This window comes from Pseudomonas guariconensis, assembly GCF_015680235.1.
GTDB classification, from domain to species: domain Bacteria; phylum Pseudomonadota; class Gammaproteobacteria; order Pseudomonadales; family Pseudomonadaceae; genus Aquipseudomonas; species Aquipseudomonas guariconensis_A.
In genome coordinates this window covers 18101-37947 of the sequence record NZ_JADLJL010000008.1, presented here as the reverse complement: position 1 = coordinate 37947, position 19847 = coordinate 18101, and the positions used below count along the sequence as shown (strand labels likewise).

Here is a 19847-nt window from a genome sequence, read left to right as displayed (position 1 = left end):
TGTAGACGATTCAGCGACTCTTGAAGCGCGCCACGTTGCCCGTGACCCCGGATACCGGTTCGGCAAGGTCCAGACGTTCGCCGCTTTGCGCGTCGAACAGCAGTACCCGGGCCGGGTCGAATTGCAGGTTCAGGTTGTCACCGACCCGGCAGGCAACATCCGGCGCCAGCCGACAGCAGACCTTGGCCTGGTTGAGGGTGACGAAAACCAGCAGGTCCGGCCCGGTGGGCTCGGTCACCTGCACTTGGGCGCGGATGCCAGGCAGGCCATTGCCCTCTCCCACGCCGATCTGCTCCGGACGGATGCCCAGGACCACTTCGCGCCCCTCCCATGCGTCCATCCGCCCCAGGGGCAACTCACAGCGCGCCTGGCCGCTGTCGAGCAGGGCCAGCAGGCGCCCTTCCTGTTTCGTCAAACGAGCCGGGATGAAGTTCATTGGCGGTGAGCCGATGAAGCTGGCGACGAACTGGTTGGCCGGGTCGTTGTAGATCTGCTGGGGCGTGCCGAACTGCTGGATGACGCCATCTTTCATCACCGCCACCTTGTCACCCAGGGTCATGGCCTCGATCTGGTCGTGGGTGACATATACGGTGGTGGTTTTCAGGCGCTGGTGCATCAACTTGATTTCGGTGCGCATCTCCACCCGCAGCTTGGCGTCCAGGTTCGACAGCGGCTCGTCGAACAAGTAGATTTTCGGCCGCCGCGCCAGGGCCCGGCCCATGGCCACCCGCTGTTGCTGGCCGCCGGAGAGCTGCCCGGGCTTACGGCCGAGCAGGTGTTCGATCTGCAGCAGTTTGGCGACCCGCGCCACCTCCTCGTCGATGGCCGCCTGGGGCATCTTGCGGATCTTCAGGCCAAAGGCGATGTTGTCGCGCACGTTCATGGTCGGGTACAGCGCATAGGACTGGAACACCATGGCGATGTCCCGGTCCTTGGGGCTCATGCCGCTGATGTCGGCGCCATCGACCAGAATCTCGCCACCACTGATGTCCTCGAGCCCGGCGATGCAATTCATCAGGGTCGACTTGCCGCAGCCGGACGGGCCCACCAGGATCAGGAACTCACCCGACTCGATACCCAGGTCGATGGCCTTGAGGGTATCGGCCAGGCCGCTGCCGTAGCGCTTGTTGACGTTGCGAAGTTCGAGCCGTGCCATATGTCACCCCTTGACCGCGCCGGCGGTCAGCCCGCGCAGGAAATATTTGCCGGCCAGCACATAGACCAGCAGGGTCGGAAGCCCCGCGATCATCGCCGCCGCCATGTCGACGTTGTATTCCTTGACCCCGGTGCTGGTGTTGACCAGGTTGTTCAGGGCCACCGTGATGGGCTGGGCGTCGCCGCTGGCGAACACCACGCCGAAGAGGAAATCGTTCCAGATCTGGGTGAACTGCCAGATCAGGCAGACCATGATGATCGGCACCGACATCGGCAGCAGGATGCGCCCGAAGATCGTGAAGAAGCCCGCACCGTCCAGCCGCGCCGCCTGCACCAGGGCCTCGGGCACGCTGCAGTAGTAGTTGCGAAAGAACAGCGTGGTGAAGGCCAGGCCATAGACGACGTGCATCAGCACCAGGCCCGCGGTGGTACTGGCCAGGCCCAGCTTGCCCAGGGTGAACGAGGCTGGCAGCAGCACGGTCTGGAACGGCAGGAAGCACCCGAACAGCAACAGGCCGAAGAACAGCTGCGACCCTCGGAAGCGCCACATCGACAGCACATAGCCGTTGAGCGCGCCGATCAGCGTGGAGAGCACCACCGCCGGCACGGTGATCTTCACCGAGTTCCAGAAGTAGCCGCCCACGGTGTCCCAGGCCTTGATCCAGCCGATGCCGGTGACCACCTCCGGCCAGCTGAGCAAGTTGCCGGCACGGATGTCCTCAGGTGTTTTGAAGCTGGTGAGCAACATCACCACCAGCGGGACCAGGTACAGCGCACAGGCAGCCAGCAGGGTGGCGTGAATGGCCAGGCGGCTGGGGGCGAACCAACGGGGGCTAGTCATGGCGCTTGTTCCTCAGTTCCGAATACAGGTAGGGCACCAGGATCGCCAGGATGGCGCCAAGCATGAGGATCGCGCTGGCCGACCCCATGCCCATCTGCCCGCGGCTGAAGGTGAAGTTGTACATGAACATTGCCGGCAGGTCGGAGGCATAGCCAGGGCCACCTGCGGTCATGGCGGCGACCAGGTCGAAACTCTTGATGGCGATGTGAGCGAGGATCATCAGGGCGCTGAAGAACACCGGCCGCAGGCTGGGCAACACGATGCGCAAATAGATCCTCGGCAGGCTCGCGCCGTCGACCTGGGCAGCCCGCACGATTGACGGGTCGACCCCGCGAAGGCCCGCCAGGAACAGCGCCATGACGAACCCGGAAGCCTGCCACACCGCGGCGATCACCAGGCAGTACACGACCCGCTCGGGATCCACCAGCCAGTCGAAGCGAAAGCCCTCCCAGCCCCAGTCGCGCAGCAGCTTGTCCAGGCCCAGGCCGGGGTTGAGCAACCATTTCCAGGCCGTGCCGGTGACGATCATCGACAGCGCCATGGGGTAAAGGTAGATAGTGCGGATGAACCCCTCGCGGCGGATGCGCTGGTCTAGCAGCACAGCGAGCAGTACCCCGACCACCAGGCTGATGCCGATGAACAGCCCACCGAACACCAGCAGGTTCTTGCTGGCAACCCACCAGCGGTCGTTGTCGAGCAGCTTGAGGTACTGGCTCAGCCCAGCCCACTTGTAGCTGGGCATGAAGCTTGAGTTAGTGAAGGACAGGACGAAGGTCCAGAGGATGTAGCCGTAGAAGCCCACCAGGACAATCAGCATGCTGGGCGCCAGCACCAGTTTCGGGAGCCAGCGCTGCAAGGCGTCCAGGGGTGAGGCCCGCAGGGTTGCGGTTGCTGTGTTCATGAGTGATACCGAGTCAATGGCGGCGCTGGGCACCGCATCGCGGGGCAAGCCCGCTCCCACAGAGTGAGCGCTGCCCACAGGTCATGCGGCACCTGTGGGCGTAGGCTCGTTATTGGGCCGCCTTGATCGCCGCGCCCAACTGCTTGGCCGCCTTGGCCGGGTCGGCCTTGGGGTCGTTGAGGAAGTTGGTGACCACATCGAAGATGGCCCCCTGCACGGCCAGCGACGAGGCCATGTTGTGCGCCATGCTCGGCTGCAGGCCATCGCCCTGCTCGGCTTGCTGGAAGTCCTTCTGCGACTGCTGGGTGCAAGCATCGAACTGGCTCATATCCATGCCCTGGCGCACCGGCAGCGAGCCCTTGGCCTGGTTGAAGGCAGTTTGGAAGGCCGGCTCCAGGGCGACCTTGGCCAGGTCGTTCTGGGCCTTGATGTCGTTGTCGTCCTTGAGCTTGAACATCGCCAGGGAGTCGATGTTGTAGGTGAAGCTGCCTTGGGTGCCGGGGAATGGCACGCACTGGTAGTCCTTGCCAGCTACCTTGTGTGCGGCAGTCCATTCGCTCTTGGCCCAGTCGCCCATGATCTGCATGCCGGCCTTGCCATTGATGACCTCGGCGGCGGCGATGTTCCAGTCACGCCCGGCGCGGTTGGCGTCCATGTAGGTCCCCAGGCGCTGCAGGACCTTGAAGGCCTGGACCATTTGGTCGCCGGTCAGGGTGCCTTGGTCCAGCTCGACGAAGGCTTTGTGGTAACCCTGCGGCCCCAGGACCGCCAGCACCAGGTTCTCGAACACAGTACTGTCCTGCCAAGGCTGGCCACCATGGGCCAAGGGCTGGAAACCTGCGGCCTTGAGCTTGTCCGCGGCGGTGAACAGTTCGTCCAGGGTGGTGGGCACCTTGGCCCCGGCCTTCTCGAACACCTGCGGGTTGACCCACAGCCAGTTGACCCGGTGGATGTTCACCGGCACGGCCACGTAGTGATCGTCGTATTTCCAGATGGGGGTGAGCTTGGCCGGCAGCAGTTGGTCCCACTGATTGGCCTGGGCCACGTCATCGAGCTCGGTGAGCAGGCCCAACGCGCCCCACTCCTGGATGTCCGGGCCTTTGATCTGCGCGGCGGCGGGCGGGTTGCCGGCCACGGCACGGCTCTTGAGCACGGTCATGGCAGCGGCACCGCCACCGCCGGCCACGGCGTTGTCCTTCCAGGTGAAGCCGTCCTTCTCGACTTGTTGCTTGAGGGTGTTCACGGCAGCGGCCTCGCCACCGGAAGTCCACCAGTGCAGGACTTCGACGGTGCCGTTGCTGGCGGCGGATGCATGAATCGGCATGAGCGAAGCGAGGGAAACGACAGCGGCGAGACGAGTGATCGCATTCATCGTGGGAAACCTTTCTTGTTGTTATGCATAGGCAAGTCATGGGTACTTGCGCTTGCATCCGAGTCTAACCAGACGCCCATGCCGGGCAGGTAACGAAGGGATGCGCAAATGTCACCGACTCGTGACATTCGACTGTTCAATCAGCGCTGCGCGGCAGGCTCAAGGTCACCCGCAACCCACCCTGGCGCAGGTTCAGCAGGCTCACCTCGCCGCCATGGCTGTGGGCGATATTGCGCGCGATACCGAGCCCCAGGCCGTAGCCCTGCTGCTGCCCGGCCAGACGAAAATGCGGCTCGAACACCTGCTCCAGACGCTGCTCGGGAACACCAGGCCCTTGGTCGTCCACCTGCAGGACGAAGCCGGTGGCGCTATCCAGAATACGCAGGTGCGCCCGCTCCCCGTATTTGATGGCGTTGTCGATCAGGTTGCCGATGCAGCGGCGCAAGGCCAGGGGCTTGCCCGGGTACGGCGCCAGGGCACGACCCTCGAGGGTGATGCGGCCATCGCCCAGGTAGGGCTCGGCGAGCATCTCAAGCACCTGGTTGAGGTCGATGGGCTCGATGTTCTCGTGGATGTCGGTGTCCTTCACGCATTGCAGAGCACCCTTGACCAACAGCTCCAGCTCGTCGAGGTCACGGCTGAACTTGGCCTGCATCCGCTCGTCCTCGAGCAGCTCGACGCGCAGGCGCAGGCGTGTGATGGGCGTGCGCAGATCATGGGACACGGCACTGAACAGCTGCGCACGTTCGGTCAGGTAGCGGCTGATACGCTCGCGCATGCTGTTGAACGCTCGCCCCACCTCGACCACTTCGCTGCCGCCCCCCTCGACCACCGGGGCCACGTCGGCCCCCAGGGACATCTCCCGCGCCGCCCGGGCCAGGCGCTTGAGCGGGCGGCTCTGCCAATGCACCAGCAAGCCGATGAACAACAGCAACAAGGCGGTGGTCAGGGCGATGAAGCCGATCTGCTGGCGTGGCAGCCGTTCGGCCTCGAGGCTGGTGTAGGGCTCGGGCAGCAACGAGGCGATGTACAGCCACTCGCCTTCGCCCAGGCGGATCTGCGTCACCAGCACCGGCGGGTTCAGCGGCTCCAGGGTCAGCGAGTAGTGCGCCCATGAGCGCGGCAGTTCGTCGAGCTTCAAGCCGCTGTTGAAGATACGCAGCTCCTGTGGGCTGACGAATTCCACCGAAATTTCCATCTGCTGGCCCAGGCGCTCGTGCAACACCTGCTCGAACACCTCGATCACCGCTCGCTTGCGTGGGGTGATCGGCAGCATGGGCATGTCCAGGGGTTTGTCGTTGAGCGAGACGAAGAAACGCGTGCCGCCCATGCTGCGCAGCTGGTCCAGCACCATGGGCCGGTAGGCCACCGGCAACGAACGAAAATAGCTGACGCTGGCGCTCATCGAATGCGCCAGGCTACGGGCGCTGGCCTGCAGGCCCTGGAGCTGGCTGGCGCGCAACTGGGAAACCCAGATCAGGCTCGACAGCCCTTGGGCCAGCAACACCACCAGCAGGGTAAGCAGCAGCATGCGCCCCAGCAACGAGCGCGGCAGCAAGCGCCAGCGTCGCTCAGCAGGCCGGGTAGACATGGGCTGCCAGCAGGTAGCCACTGCCGCGCACGGTGCGTATCAGCCGAGGCGGCTTGTCGGTGTCACGCAGGCGCTGGCGCAGGCGGCTGACCGCCATGTCGACGATGCGGTCCAGCGGCATAGGCTCGCGCCCACGGGTGGCGTTGCCGATGGTGTCGCGGTCGAGGATCTGCTGCGGGTGGTCGAGAAACAGCTTGAGCAGGGCGAAGTCGGCCCCGGAGAGGATCACCTCCTCGCCATCGCGGTGGAACAGCCGGTGGCTGATGGTGTCCAGGCGCCAGTCATCGAAGGTCAGTACGGCCTGGCTGGGCACCGCCTGACCGAACTCGGCGCGGCGCAGCAGGGCCTTGATCCGCGCCTGCAATTCGCGCGGGCTGAACGGCTTGCCCAGGTAGTCGTCGGCGCCCAGCTCGAGGCCAATGACCCGGTCGGCCTCGTCGGAGCTGGCGGTCAGCATGATGATCGGTACCCGTGCCAGGCGAGGATGCTGGCGCACCCAGCAGCACAGGCTGAAACCGTCTTCGTCAGGCAGCATCACGTCGAGGATCACCAGGTCGCAGGGCTCGCGCTCCAGCGCTTGGCGAAAGCCCTGGCCGTCGGCCTCGGCATGCACCTGAAACCCGGAGCGACTCAGGTAGGTTTGCAACAGCTCGCGAATTTCCTGGTCGTCGTCGACCATCAGGATCGATTTGCCGGTGGTGGTCACTGAACCTTCCTCTGAACAGTGGAAACGGGGCTGCCTGGCAGCCCATCGCGGGACAAGCCCGCTCCTACAGGGACAGCGTCGCGCCTGATTCGTGGGGGCTTGCTCCGCGATCGGGCTGACCTTGGCTCAATGATCCAACGCCTGCTGCAACGCGACGCCTGCCCCCAGCAACCCGGAAAACTCCGCCGTCACCAGCCACACCGGCACCCCGTCGAAATACCCGCTCATGCAGCCCTTGTCGGCAAAGCTCGCGGCAAAGCCGCTGCGCAGGAACAACTCGGCAAAACGCGGGATCACGCCGCCGACAATATAGACGCCGCCCCGGGCACCGAGGGTCAGGACATTGTTACCAGCGACTCGCCCAAGGAAGCGGCAGAACTGCTCGACCACCGCCAGCGCTCGGGGTTCGCCGCCTAGAGCGGCATCGGTGATCTGCGCCGGGGTCTTGTGTCTGGGTGTGTCCCCATCGAGTGCGCACATGGCCTGGTACAGGCGCACCAGACCACCGCCACTGAGCACCGTTTCGGCGCTGACATGGCCGATTTGCCCGTGGATCTGCTGGTGGATCGCGGCCTCGCGTGCGTTGCCCACCGGCAGGTCGACATGCCCGCCCTCCCCCGGCAAGGCCAGCCAGTGCTGGTTGTCCAGGCGCAACAGGCTACCCACGCCCAGCCCGGTACCGGGGCCGATGACCAGGGCCGGCCGAGCGGGGTCGGCCGTGCCCGCGCAGACCTGGCGATATTCGCCGTCCTGCAGGCGTGTCATGCCCAGGGCCATGGCGCTGAAATCATTGATCAACAGCAGGCGCTCGACCTGCAGGGCCCGGCAAAAGGCACTGCGGCTCAGGCGCCAGTGGTTGTTGGTGAAGCGGAACTCGTCGCCGCTGACCGGCCCCGCCACCGCCAGGCATACGGCGGCCAGGCCACCGCGGGGAATACCTTGCCCGGCGAGGTAGGCCTCAATGGCCTGCTCGGGGTTGGTGTAGTCGGCGGTCGCCAGGACCTGCACGGCCTGCAGCTGGTTGTCGTGCCACAGGCCGAAGCGCGCGTTGGTGCCACCGATGTCGCCAACCAGCAAAGCCTTCATTTGAGCTGCTCCAACGCCGAGGTGAAGGCGCTGGCGCCCTGCTCGGCCGAGCTGAACGCCACACGCATGAAGCCGAACAGCTCGCGCCCCATGCCCAGGTCGTTGCCCTGGGGGGCCGTGGGCAGGTCGCGGGTTGCCAGCTCTTCGGCCGACACCATGATCTGCAGCGTGCCTTCGACACCGTCGACCCGCACGATATCACCATCGCGCACCCGCGCCAGCGGGCCGCCGTCATAGGCCTCCGGGCAGACGTGGATCGCGGCCGGGATCTTGCCTGAAGCGCCGGACATCCGCCCGTCGGTCACCAGTGCGACCTTGTAGCCGCGGTCCTGCAGCACGCCCAGGAATGGGGTCAGCTTGTGCAGCTCGGGCATGCCGTTGCAACGCGGGCCCTGGAACCGCACCACCGCGACGAAGTCACGCTCCAGCTCGCCGGCCTTGAAGGCATCGGCCAACGATTGCTGGTCATGGAATACCCGCGCCGGCGCTTCCACCACCTGATGCTCCGGCGCCACGGCAGACACCTTCATGACGCCCCGGCCAAGGTTACCGTTCATCACTCGCAGGCCACCTTCGGCCGAGAACGGCCGCGCCACCGGGCGCAGGATACTCTCGTCCAGGCTCTGGCGTGGGCCTTCACGCCAGACCAGCTTGCCTTCTTCCAGGAACGGCTCCTGGGTGTAGCGGCGCAGGCCGTGGCCAGCCACCGTATTGACGTCTTCGTGCAGGAGCCCGGCGTCGAGCAGTTCGCGAATGAGGAAGGCCATGCCACCGGCGGCCTGGAAATGGTTGATGTCGGCCTTGCCGTTGGGGTAGACGTGGGACAGGGTCGGCACCACCTCGGACAGGTCCGCCATGTCCTGCCAGGTCAGCTGGATACCCGCGGCCTGGGCGATGGCCGGGATGTGCAGGGTATGGTTGGTGGAGCCCCCGGTGGAGTGCAGGGCGACAATGGCGTTGACCAGGGCCTTTTCATCGACGATCTCGCCCAGTGGCATGAAGCTGCCGCTGGCCTTGGTCATGCGCGTGACCTGCTGCGCCGCTTCGGCGGTCAGGGCATCGCGCAGCGGGGTATAGGGGTTGACGAACGAAGCACCCGGTAGATGCAGGCCCATCACTTCCATCACCAGCTGGTTGGTGTTGGCCGTACCGTAGAAGGTACAGGTACCCGGGCTGTGGTAGGACTTCATCTCCGACTCCAGCAACTCCTCGCGGCTGGCCTTGCCCTCGGCGTAGCGCTGGCGCACGTCAGCCTTTTCCTTGTTGGAGATGCCCGACGGCATCGGCCCACCTGGCACGAAGATGGTCGGCAGGTGGCCAAAGCGCAGGGCGCCCATCATCAGGCCGGGGACGATCTTGTCGCAGATACCCAGCATCAACGCCGCATCGAACATGTTGTGCGACAGCGCGATGGCCGTGGACAGGGCGATTACCTCACGACTGGCGATGGCCAGCTCCATGCCCGGCTCGCCCTGGGTGACGCCGTCGCACATGGCCGGCACACCACCCGCGAACTGGCCGACCGAACCGATCTCACGCAGGGCCTGTTTGATCTGCTCCGGGAAGTGCTGGTACGGCTGGTGGGCCGAGAGCATGTCGTTGTACGCCGAGACGATGGCCACGTTGGCGGCGTTCATCATCCGCAGGCTTTGCTTGTCCTGGGCGCCGCAGCCGGCCACGCCATGGGCGAAGTTCGCACACTGCAGGCTGGCACGCATGGGGCCATCGCTGGCCGCGCCGCGAATCAGCTCCAGGTAGCGTTCACGGGTGGCACGGCTGCGTTCGACCAACCGTTCGGTGACCTCAAGGATGCGCGGATGCATGTACTGGACTCCAGGCTAACTGTGGGGGTGGCGTCTTCGGGCATTTCCCCTCCAAACGATTGCGGCCTAGGCTCAAGGTAAGGGGGCCTGACGCGATCACGGGGCGGTCTGCCCGACCACTCGTTGTAGGTTTAACAAAATACTGCCATCAAAAAGGCTTGTTTTCTATCCTGCGAGGAATAATCTTGTAATTCCAATAACAAAACCGTTTCAGTGAAGTCACCTTTTTTGCCACGGCTTCACCCGGACCGCCAGAGGTAATGCCATGACCCTTCGCATCGCGATCAATGGATTTGGCCGCATCGGACGCAACGTCCTGCGCGCACTCTATACCCAAGGCTACCGCCAGGACCTGCAGGTCGTCGCCATCAATGACCTGGGCGACAGCGCGATGAACGCCCATCTGCTCAAGTACGACAGCGTGCACGGCACGTTCGAAGCCAGTGTGGAGGCCGACCAGGAGAGCCTGACGGTCAACGGCGACCGCATCTCGGTCAGCGCCATCCGCAACCCGGCGGAGCTGCCGTGGAAGGCCGAGGGCGTGGATGTGGTGTTCGAATGCACCGGCCTGTTCACCGACCGCGCCAAGGCCGCCGCCCACCTGGCCGCCGGGGCGCGCAAGGTGATCGTCTCGGCACCGGCCAAGGGCGCCGATGCCACGGTGGTCTACGGGGTCAACCATGACACGCTGAAGGCTTCGCACCAGATCATCTCCAACGCCTCCTGCACCACCAACTGCCTGGCGCCGATCGCCCAGGTGCTGCACCGCGAGTTCGGCATCGAGCAAGGTTTGATGACCACCATCCACGCCTATACCAACGACCAGGTGCTCACCGACGTCTACCACAGCGATCCTTACCGGGCGCGTTCGGCCACCCAGTCGATGATCCCGAGCAAGACCGGCGCCGCCGAGGCCGTAGGCCTGGTACTGCCGGAGCTGGCCGGCAAGCTCACCGGCATGGCCGTGCGGGTGCCGGTGATCAATGTGTCGCTGGTGGACCTGACCGTCAACCTCAAGCGCGACGTCAGTGCCGAGCAGGTCAACCAGCTGTTCCTCGAGGCCAGCCGGCACTCCCGGATACTGGGCTACAACGCCTTGCCGCTGGTGTCGTGCGACTTCAACCATAACCCGCTGTCGTCGATCTTCGATGCCAACCATACCCGGGCCAACGGGCGGATGCTCAAGGTACTGGCCTGGTACGACAACGAATGGGGCTTCTCCAACCGCATGCTGGATAACTGCCTGGCGTTGTGCAACGCCCGCTGATCGCGGTGTCGAGCTGCACTGTCGCGCAGCGAACACGTGGCGACTGTGGGGACTGCAATTGGGCCGGGCCTGATATCGCGTCGCCTGGTAAGGGCTTCGCCCTTGATCGCGGGGCAAGCCCGCTCCTACAGATTGCTAGCCGGGCCTGTGGGCGGGCTTGTCCCGCGATTGGGCCGGGCCTGATATCACCACCGCCTGGCAATGTGATTACAGATTAGACTTGACCAACAGAGCGGATGATAAGCATTATCATTCGCTTCCTATCGGTCAGGTTTTCCCGTGAGTCAGTCCCGGTTCAACACAGTCTTCGTCACCCAGCGCCTCACGCTGTTGCGTACGCTGCAACGCATGGTGGGCAACCCCAGCACCGCCGAGGATCTGTTGCAGGAAACCTACCTTCGCGTCACCCGCGCCCTGGGCGAGCGGCCGATCGAGCACCTGGAGCCGTTCGTGTTCCAGACCGCGCGCAATCTCGCCCTGGATCACCTGCGCGCCCGCCGTGTGCAGGCACGTACCTTGGTCGAGGACGTCCCTGACGACATCCTGCACAACGTCGCCGCCCCCACCACCAGCAACGAGGATGCCGCCCATGCCGAGCAGTTGCTCGAGCGCTTGAGCGTCAGCCTCGGCCAATTGACACCGCGCCAGCAACGCATCTTCATCCTCAGTCGCCTGCACGGCGCCAGCTACCTGGAAATCGCCGAACAATTGAACGTCTCGGCCAGCACGGTACAGAAGGAACTGAAACTGATCATGGCCATTTGCATTGGCGTGGCCGACCGCCTCAAGTGAGCCGACCACTCGCCGGCCGGTCCAGGCAAAGCCCTTGCCTTGCTTCACCGCAGCCTTGATCATTTGCGAAAAGACCTACAGCAAGGATTCTCCGTGACTGACAGCCCTGCCCCTGGCCCGTCGCCTGCCGAGCCTGATGCCCGTGCCCGCGCCATGGACGAAGCGCTGGACTGGCTGGTGCGCCTGCAATGCGCCAGCGAAGAGGACACCCAAGCCTTCGAGGCCTGGCTGGGCGCAGCTGCGGAAAACGCCGAGGCCTATGTCGAAGCCGAGGCCCTGTGGAACGGTGCGCCACTGCGCCAGGCCGCTGCGCAACTGCACCACACCCGGCGCCGTTCCGTGGGCGGTCGCCTGCGCGCCCACTGGAAACCCCTGGCCACCGCCGCCGTGCTGCTGGTCGGGCTGTTCACCTTCGGCAACCTGCCTGTACGCCTACAGGCCGACCATCTGACGGTGGTCGGCGAACGCCAGCGCCTGCAGTTGGGCGATGGCGCCAAGGTGCTGCTCAACACCGACTCGGCCTTCGCCAGCGACCTGCACAATGGCCGCCAGGTCGCCCGCCTGCTCCAGGGCGAAGCCTATTTCCAGGTCCCCGGCAATACCCTTGAGCCTCTGGAAGTCCAGGCCGGCCCCTTGCGGGCGCAGGCGAGCGACACCGATTTCGCCGTTCGTTACCTCGACGGCCAGGCCCAGGTCAGGGTGCAGCGCGGCGATATCGACCTGCAGGCGGCCAGCGATCAACGCATTCGCCTCAGTGCCGGCGACAGCATCAGCGTGGGGGCCCAGGGTTTTGGCACGCGTCAACGTGCCGACCTGCGCAAGGACCTTGCCTGGGTCGATGGCCGCCTGGTGTTCGAAAATTGCCCATTGAGCCAGGTACTGGCCGAAGTCCGGCGCTACTACCCAGGCTGGATCATCAACCGCAACGCAAACCTCGACCACGTCGCGGTGACCGGCAACTACCGCCTCGACCAGCCGCTGGAAACCCTGCGCGCCCTCGCCCACATCACCTCGGCACAGCTGCATGAGTATCCGGCACTGGTGATCCTCAACTGATCTGCTGGTTTTTTTTACGCGATTGCCGCCCTTCGTCCGTCTCGTTATAGCCAATGCGACTGATTCTTGTTCGAAAACGAGAACAGCCATCACCTATAACAGTTCGCGCGTCAGGGAGCGCCTTCGATGTCCACAGGTTCAACTCGCCCATCCAACCCGTCCCGCCGCATGGGGCAATTGTCCCTGCTGACCCTCGCCCTGCTCGCCAGCGGCGCCTGCAGCCTGCCGGCACTGGCCGCGGAACCGGCCCAGGCCAGCAGCCCACGCATGGGCGACTACCGCTTCGCCATCGACCAGCAACCCTTGGTCGCTGCAATCAATGCGTTCAGCCAGGTCACTGGCTGGCAGGTCGGCTTTAGCGCCGAGGTGGCCGAGGGCGTTTCGTCGCCAGGCGTGCGGGGCTCGTTGGCACCGGAAGCGGCGCTGCACCGCCTGCTGCAAGGAACCGGGCTCAAATTCCGCACCATCGGCAATGGCAACGTGGTGCTGGAGCGCCAGATGACGGGCAACGCCATCGCCCTGCAGCAGCTGACGGTCAGTGCCACCCGCAGCGCTCAGGACGTCAGCCAGGTACCGAGCACCGTGACAGTGCAAACCCGCCAACAGCTGGACCGGCAGAACGTCAACAACATCCAGGACATGGTGCGCTACGAGCCCGGCGTATCGGTGGCCGGCACCGGCCAGCGCAGCGGTTTGAATGGTTTCAACATTCGCGGCATCGACCGCGAACGCATCCTGACCCAGGTCGACGGCGTCTCCATCCCGGACAGTTTCTTCTACGGCCCCTACGCGCAAACCCAACGCAACTACGTCGACCCGGAAATCGTCAAGCGCGTGGAAATCCTGCGCGGCCCGGCGTCGGTGCTGTATGGCAGCAACGCGATTGGCGGTGCGGTGAGCTACTTCACCCTCGATCCAGACGACATCATCAAGCCCGGCAAGGACGTCGGTGCCCGCCTGAAGACCGGCTACAGCTCCGCCGATGAAAGCTGGTTGACCTCTGCCACCGTCGCCGGCCGCCAGGGCGACTTCGACGGCCTGCTGCACCTGAGCCAGCGCAACGGCCACGAAACCGAATCCTACGGCGAGCACGGCGGCACCGGCCTGGACCGCACCAAGGCCAACCCGGTGGACGCACGCACCACCAACGTACTGGCCAAGTTGGGCTGGAACTATGCCGATGACGCACGCCTGGGCTTGACCTACGAGCGCTACAAGGACGATCGCGACCAGAACATCCTCAGTGCGGTAGGCGGTCCTTTCATCCCTGGCTGGGGCGCTTCGAACATGTACCGTGCGCGTACCAGTAACGACACCATTACCCGTGAGCGTTTCGGCATCAACCATGAGTTCGGGCTCGATAGCCTGGTGGCCGACCATGTGAAGTGGAGCTTGAACTACCAGGTCGCCAAGACCGATCAGAACACCGAGGAGCTCTATGTGCCCGGGGCGCGTGAAGTCTTGCGCACGCGCAACACGACCTACAAGGATCGCAAGTGGGTCTTCGACGCCCAGCTGGACAAAGCATTCAGCCTGGGTGAAACCGACCACCTGCTGACCTATGGCACGACCCTCAAGCATCAGGAAGTGGCCGGCTCACGCAGTGGTGCCGGCACCTGCCTGGCCGTCGGCAGAGACTGCCCTGCCGAAGGCGCGGACAGCCCGAAGGATGGGCAGGTGCTCGTCAGCGACTTCCCGGACCCGACGGTCAATACCTACAGCCTCTTTGTCCAGGACGAAATCCGCTGGAACGATTGGACCTTCCTCCCCGGTGCACGCTATGACTACACCCGCATGAAGCCGAAGATGACGGACGAATTCCTGCGTGGTCTGGAGAACGGCAGCGGCAGCGCGCAAAACGTCGACGACTCGGCCAAGAAGTGGCATCGCCTGTCGCCCAAGCTGGGTATCACCTACGCCTTCGATGACAACTACACCTGGTATGGCCAGTACGCCGAAGGCTTCCGCACGCCGACGGCCAAGGCCATGTATGGTCGCTTCGAAAACGCCGAGCTGGGCTATAGCGTCCAGGGCAACCCGAACCTGGAGCCTGAAAAGAGCAAGAGCTATGAAACCGGCCTGCGTGGCAACTTCGAGGCGGGTAACTTCGATGTCGCGGTGTTCTACAACAAGTACCGTGATTTCATCGACGAAGACGCGGTCAAGAGCCTGGACCTGCTGCCCACCTATCAGGCCAACAACATCAGGCACGCCACCATCAAGGGTGCCGAGGTCAAGGGCCGCCTGAACCTCGACCACTTCGGCGCGCCGCAGGGCCTGTACACCCAAGGCTCGATCGCCTATGCCCATGGCCGCAACGACGACAGTGGCCAGCCGCTGAACTCGGTCAACCCGCTGACCGGCGTGTTCGGGCTGGGTTACGAGCAGCCGAACTACGGCGGCCTGGTGAGCTGGACCCTGGTCAAGCGCAAGACCCGTGTCGACGACAGCACCTTCTTCGCCCCGGACGGCCAGAGCTCGAAGTTCCGTACGCCAGGCTACGGCGTGCTGGACCTGAGCGGCTTCTACAAGGTGACCGACGACCTCACGGTCAATGCCGGCCTGTACAACCTCACCGACAAGAAGTACTGGCAGTGGGACTCGGTACGCCGCTACGACGGCCAGGGCGAAGCTGCCGTGACCCAGCCGGCCAACCTCGACCGCCTGACAGCACCAGGGCGTAACTTCGCCATCAACCTGGTGTGGGATATCTGATCCGTTCGGCGCAGCGGCCTGGGTGCCTGTGAGATCGAGCGCCGCGCGGGCGGCGCTCGATCTCACAAACAACACCCCCCCACAGAGGTACGCCCTCCTGCTCGAACAGAATTTTTACGTCCAGCCACTACCTCGTTCGTCTTGTCACTAGAGCCCAATTTCCCAAGGACCTACCATGACCGCCACTTCCCTGCGTTCGCAACGCCTGAACCAGGTCACCCACGCCCCTCACACCGAGCTGGACGCCCTGGTCAAATCGCACAAGCCATTCGACAGCCGCGAAAGCTTCGCCCGCTTCGTGGTTGCCCAGTACCTGTTCCAGTCCGAGCTGCAGGCGCTGTACAACGACCCGAAACTGATCGCCATCTTTCCCGACCTGGCCGCCCGCTGCCGTGCCGAGCAAGCCCGCCTGGACCTGGCCGACCTGGATACCGAGGTGCCCGCCCGGGTACCCGGCGCACTGCACAACCCCACCCTCGGCCAGGCCTTGGGCTGGATCTTCGTCTCCGAAGGCTCCAAACTGGGCGCCGCGTTCCTGATCAAGCGTGCCGTGGCCCTGGAGCTGTCCGACAGTTTCGGTGCCCGTCACCTGGGCGAGCCGGAAGGTGGCCGCGCCGAAGGCTGGAAGCAGTTCACCCGGATTCTCGATGGCCTTGAGCTGTCGCCCGAGGAAGACGCCGCTGCCGAACGTGGCGCGGTCGCGGCCTTCGAACGTTTCACCGAGCTGCTCAAGCATGCCTATGCCGCCGATGCTGCACTGGCCTGACACGCTTCACCCGGCCGCCTAGGCGGTCGGGCCCTTCCCTGCAGTGAGACCATGACCCGACCTGCCCGCTCCAAACTGTCCCGCCTGTTGTTCGCACTCCTTGCTTACGTCAGCCTGGGCATCGGCCTCGTGGCCATCGTCATCCCCGGCCTGCCGACCACCGAGTTCATCCTGCTCGCGGCCTGGGCCGCCACCCGCAGTTCCCCCCGCCTGAGCGCCTGGCTGGAAAACCATCGCCTGTTCGGGCCGATCCTGTACAACTGGCGCAATGGCAAGGTGATCCAGCGCCGGGCCAAGGTCAGCGCCACCCTCAGCATGCTGCTGTGCGCCGGTCTGATGCTGGTGTTCCTGGAGGCCCGTTGGCCGGTCTTCCTGGCCATCGGCGGCATGGCCCTGGGTAACCTGTGGATATGGTCGCGCCCGGAACGCCCTACCCCACCCAACCCGGGCGAACGTTCACAAGCTCAGCACTCCTGAATACAGCGCGTAGGCGGCCAGGCCGGCCCCGGCCAGCACCGCTGCGAAGATCAGCTTCTCCCATCGGGTGAACAGGGCTTGCCCCTGCTCATGCTTGGCCCGGGCAAACAGGATCACCCCAGGCGCATACAACAGCGCCGACAGCAGCAAGTACTTGAGACCTCCGGCATATAGCAGCCAGACGGCATAGAGCAACGCGACCATGGCCACCAGCAGGTCCTTGCGGCGCCGCCGTTGTTGCCCGGCATAACCTTCACCGCGCAGCGTCAGCAACACAGCATAGGCCGCGGACCAAAAGTACGGCACCAGGATCATCGACGAGGCCAGGTAGATCAGGCTGGTATAGGTGCCCGCGGAGAACAGGGTGATCAGCAGGAAGCCCTGGATCATGCAGTTGGTCAACCACAGCGCATTGGCCGGTACATGGTTGGCGTTTTCCCGCGCCAGGAAACGTGGCATGGTCTTGTCCCGGGCCGTGGCGAAGAGGATCTCCGCGCACAGCAGTGCCCACGACAGCAAGGCCCCGAGCAACGACACCGCCAGCCCGATGCTGATCAGCAACGCGCCCCAGGGCCCGACGATGTGCTCGAGTACCGATGCCAGCGACGGGTTCTGCAGCTTGGCCAGTTCCGGCTGGGTCATCACCCCTAGCGACAGCACATTGACCAGCACCAGCAGGGCCAATACACCAAGAAAACCGATCACCGTGGCCTTGCCCACGTCCGAGCGATGCAGGGCCCGGCCGGAATAGACGCTGGCGCCCTCGATACCGATGAACACGAACACGGTCACCAGCATCATGTTGCGCACCTGCTCCAGCACGCCGCCGAACTTCGGGTTGCCCAGGCCCCAGATGTCGCGGGTGAAGATATCGGCACGGAAGGCAAAGGCCGCGATGACGATGAACATCAACAGCGGTACCACCTTGGCGATGGTGGTCACCTGGTTGATGAACGCCGCTTCCTTGATGCCGCGCAGCACCAGGAAGTGCACCGCCCATAGCAGCAGCGAGGCGCAGCCGATGGCCGCCGGCGTGTTGCCTTCGCCGAACACCGGGTAGTAGAAGCCCAGCGTGCTGAACAGCAGGACGAAATAGCCGACGTTGCCCAGCCAGGCGCTGATCCAGTAACCCCAGGCCGAGGAAAAACCCATGTAGTCACCGAAACCGGCCTTGGCATAGGCATACACCCCGGAGTCGAGTTCAGGCTTGCGGTTGGCCAGGGTCTGAAACACGAAGGCCAGCGCCAACATGCCCACTGCGGTGATCCCCCAACCGATCAGTACCGCCCCGACATCGGCCCGGGCCGCCATGTTCTGCGGCAACGAAAAGATGCCGCCGCCAATCATCGAGCCGACCACCAGTGCGATCAACGCACCCAGGCGCAGCTTTTGTCCCGGTTCAGCCATGGGTCCTCTCCTTGGTGCGTTGCAATACGCATGAAACAACCGCCCCTATAAATAACTGCAGCGTTTTATAGTAGCCCATGCGATCAAACGTTAAAAACTCATAACAACGCGTTCTATGTCCTTGGTATTAATACTGCGCGTTCCTTGCCTCAGGTCAACGCCTGAAACTTTTAATACAGAATATGTACCGAAACTTGCTTCTCAGCCAAAAACGGCTAGCGTTCTATGCTCGCAGGCGACACAGAGTGTTTACTCTAGATCGACATGGAAGTGCCAGCGCGCAAGGCCTGCAGCCGGGTAGTCGGCACGCTCCAGGAGGTTATGTGAAGGAATTTTCCTACTTCACATCGTCATAAACTGACCCAGGTCAGCGAATGGCAACGACGTCGGAATTACGCTGAGGTCAACGTTCTCCTGACATGGAGTTGTTAAATGTCTGATTCTCCCGGAAAACTAAAACTGGGTGCACTCGTTGCACTTGTCGTCGGCTCGATGATTGGCGGCGGCATCTTTTCATTACCGCAAAACATGGCAGCCAGTGCCGGTGTCGGCGCGGTGCTGATCGGTTGGGCCATTACCGCCGTGGGCATGTTGACCCTGGCCTTCGTGTTCCAGACCCTGGCCAACCGCAAGCCCGACCTGGACGGCGGGGTGTATGCCTACGCCAAGGCCGGTTTCGGTGACTACATGGGCTTTTCCTCGGCCTGGGGTTACTGGATCAGCGCCTGGCTGGGCAACGTCGGCTACTTCGTGCTGTTGTTCAGCACGCTGGGCTATTTCTTCCCGATCTTCGGTGAAGGCAATACCCCCGCCGCAGTGATCGGCGCGTCCATCCTGCTGTGGTCGGTGCACTTCCTGGTGCTGCGCGGCATCAAGGAAGCGGCGTTCATCAACCTGGTCACCACGGTGGCCAAAGTCGTGCCGCTGGCGCTGTTCGCCCTGATCTGCCTGTTCGCCTTCAAGCTCGACATCTTCACCGCCGACATCTGGGGCGAAGGCTCGCCGGACCTGGGCAGCGTGATGGATCAGGTGCGCAACATGATGCTGGTGACCGTGTGGGTGTTCATCGGCATCGAGGGCGCGAGCATCTTCTCCTCGCGGGCGGAAAAACGCGCCGACGTGGGCAAGGCCACGGTCATTGGCTTCATCACCGTGCTGCTGTTCCTGGTACTGGTCAACGTGTTGTCGCTGGGCGTGATGACCCAACCGGAGCTGGCCAAGCTGCAAAACCCGTCGATGGCTGCCGTACTCGAGCACGTGGTCGGTCACTGGGGCGCGGTGCTGATCAGTGTCGGCCTGATCATCTCGCTGCTCGGCGCCTTGCTGTCGTGGGTACTGCTGTGTGCCGAGATCATGTTCGCCGCGGCCAAGGACCACACCATGCCGGAGTTCCTGCGCCGCGAGAACGCCAACCATGTGCCGGCCAACGCCCTGTGGCTGACCAACGCCATGGTGCAGATCTTCCTGGTCATCACGCTGTTCTCCAACAGCACCTACCTGTCGCTGATCTACCTCGCCACCTCGATGATCCTAGTGCCCTACCTGTGGTCGGCCGCCTACGCGGTGCTGCTGGCAATGCGCAGCGAGACCTACGAGCAGGCCCTGGCCGAACGCAAGAAGGACCTGGTCATCGGTGGCATCGCCCTGCTGTACGCCATCTGGCTGCTGTACGCCGGCGGCGTGAAGTACCTGCTGCTCTCGGCCCTGCTCTATGCCCCTGGCGCGATCCTGTTCGCCAAGGCCAAGCGCGAGGTGGGCCAACCTATCTTCACCAACGTGGAAAAACTGATCTTCGCAGCCGTCGTGGTCGGCGCCCTGGTGGCGGCCTACGGCCTGTACGACGGCTTCCTGACCCTTTGAACCACGTCTTCGCATTTTTGGAGGAATGAACC

At 64.0% G+C, this 19847-nt stretch carries 16 protein-coding genes; 7 read left to right on the top strand and 9 right to left on the bottom strand.

What is annotated here, in order from left to right:
* Window positions 1-10: 10 nt before the first annotated feature.
* The 8 genes from IRZ56_RS08285 to edd form a co-directional block, all read right to left on the bottom strand.
* Complete coding sequence (locus tag IRZ56_RS08285) at window positions 11-1156, bottom strand: ABC transporter ATP-binding protein (RefSeq protein ID WP_196144508.1); 1146 nt, start codon at window positions 1154-1156, stop codon at window positions 11-13.
* 3 nt (window positions 1157-1159) lie between these two features.
* Window positions 1160-1996, bottom strand: coding sequence for a carbohydrate ABC transporter permease (locus tag IRZ56_RS08280; RefSeq protein ID WP_196144507.1), 837 nt, complete (start codon window positions 1994-1996; stop codon window positions 1160-1162).
* Window positions 1989-2897, bottom strand: a complete 909-nt coding sequence (locus tag IRZ56_RS08275) for a carbohydrate ABC transporter permease (RefSeq protein ID WP_196144506.1) — start codon at window positions 2895-2897, stop codon at window positions 1989-1991. Before IRZ56_RS08275 ends, IRZ56_RS08280 begins: the two co-directional genes overlap by 8 nt.
* Window positions 2898-3006: 109 nt before the next feature.
* Entirely contained in the window at window positions 3007-4269 is a 1263-nt protein-coding gene (locus IRZ56_RS08270) for an ABC transporter substrate-binding protein (protein ID WP_196144505.1), read from the bottom strand.
* 136 nt (window positions 4270-4405) lie between these two features.
* Entirely contained in the window at window positions 4406-5860 is a 1455-nt protein-coding gene (locus IRZ56_RS08265; RefSeq protein WP_328306378.1) for an ATP-binding protein, read from the bottom strand.
* Window positions 5841-6539, bottom strand: coding sequence for a two-component system response regulator GltR (gltR, locus tag IRZ56_RS08260; RefSeq protein WP_230390352.1), 699 nt, complete (start codon window positions 6537-6539; stop codon window positions 5841-5843). The genes IRZ56_RS08265 and gltR overlap by 20 nt, the downstream gene beginning before the upstream one ends.
* A 153-nt stretch (window positions 6540-6692) precedes the next feature.
* Entirely contained in the window at window positions 6693-7652 is a 960-nt protein-coding gene (locus IRZ56_RS08255) for a glucokinase (RefSeq protein WP_196144503.1), read from the bottom strand.
* Window positions 7649-9475 (bottom strand): phosphogluconate dehydratase, encoded by a 1827-nt coding sequence (edd, locus tag IRZ56_RS08250; RefSeq protein ID WP_196144502.1) that lies wholly within the window; start codon window positions 9473-9475, stop codon window positions 7649-7651. The genes IRZ56_RS08255 and edd overlap by 4 nt, the downstream gene beginning before the upstream one ends.
* Before the next feature lie 265 nt (window positions 9476-9740).
* Here edd and gap point away from each other — a divergent pair, with 265 nt between their 5' ends.
* The 6 genes from gap to IRZ56_RS08220 all read left to right on the top strand — a co-directional run bounded on the left by gap (window position 9741) and on the right by IRZ56_RS08220 (window position 16548).
* Complete coding sequence (gene gap, locus IRZ56_RS08245) at window positions 9741-10742, top strand: type I glyceraldehyde-3-phosphate dehydrogenase (protein WP_196144501.1); 1002 nt, start codon at window positions 9741-9743, stop codon at window positions 10740-10742.
* Window positions 10743-11021: 279 nt separating this feature from the next.
* The gene (locus IRZ56_RS08240; protein ID WP_196144500.1) at window positions 11022-11534 is read left to right on the top strand and encodes an RNA polymerase sigma factor; all 513 of its coding nucleotides are present in this window, start codon (window positions 11022-11024) and stop codon (window positions 11532-11534) included.
* Between the two features lie 93 nt (window positions 11535-11627).
* Entirely contained in the window at window positions 11628-12590 is a 963-nt protein-coding gene (locus tag IRZ56_RS08235; RefSeq protein WP_196144499.1) for a FecR family protein, read from the top strand.
* A 126-nt stretch (window positions 12591-12716) separates the two neighbouring features.
* The gene (locus IRZ56_RS08230; RefSeq protein ID WP_196144498.1) at window positions 12717-15305 is read left to right on the top strand and encodes a TonB-dependent receptor; all 2589 of its coding nucleotides are present in this window, start codon (window positions 12717-12719) and stop codon (window positions 15303-15305) included.
* A 175-nt stretch (window positions 15306-15480) separates the two neighbouring features.
* Window positions 15481-16071, top strand: coding sequence for a biliverdin-producing heme oxygenase (locus IRZ56_RS08225; protein ID WP_196144497.1), 591 nt, complete (start codon window positions 15481-15483; stop codon window positions 16069-16071).
* 51 nt (window positions 16072-16122) lie between these two features.
* Complete coding sequence (locus IRZ56_RS08220) at window positions 16123-16548, top strand: YbaN family protein (RefSeq protein WP_196144496.1); 426 nt, start codon at window positions 16123-16125, stop codon at window positions 16546-16548.
* Here IRZ56_RS08220 and arcD (IRZ56_RS08215) read toward each other — a convergent pair.
* Window positions 16528-17955 carry an arginine-ornithine antiporter gene (gene arcD / locus IRZ56_RS08215; protein WP_196144495.1) on the bottom strand — a complete coding sequence of 476 codons (1428 nt, stop codon included), beginning with the start codon at window positions 17953-17955 and terminating at the stop codon, window positions 16528-16530. The two genes, IRZ56_RS08220 and arcD (IRZ56_RS08215), sit on opposite strands and share 21 nt — an antisense overlap.
* 432 nt (window positions 17956-18387) lie before the next feature.
* Between arcD (IRZ56_RS08215) and arcD (IRZ56_RS08210) the strand changes: the two genes are divergently transcribed.
* On the top strand, window positions 18388-19815 hold the full coding sequence (gene arcD, locus IRZ56_RS08210) for an arginine-ornithine antiporter (protein ID WP_196144494.1): 1428 nt from the start codon (window positions 18388-18390) through the stop codon (window positions 19813-19815).
* Window positions 19816-19847: the final 32 nt, after the last annotated feature.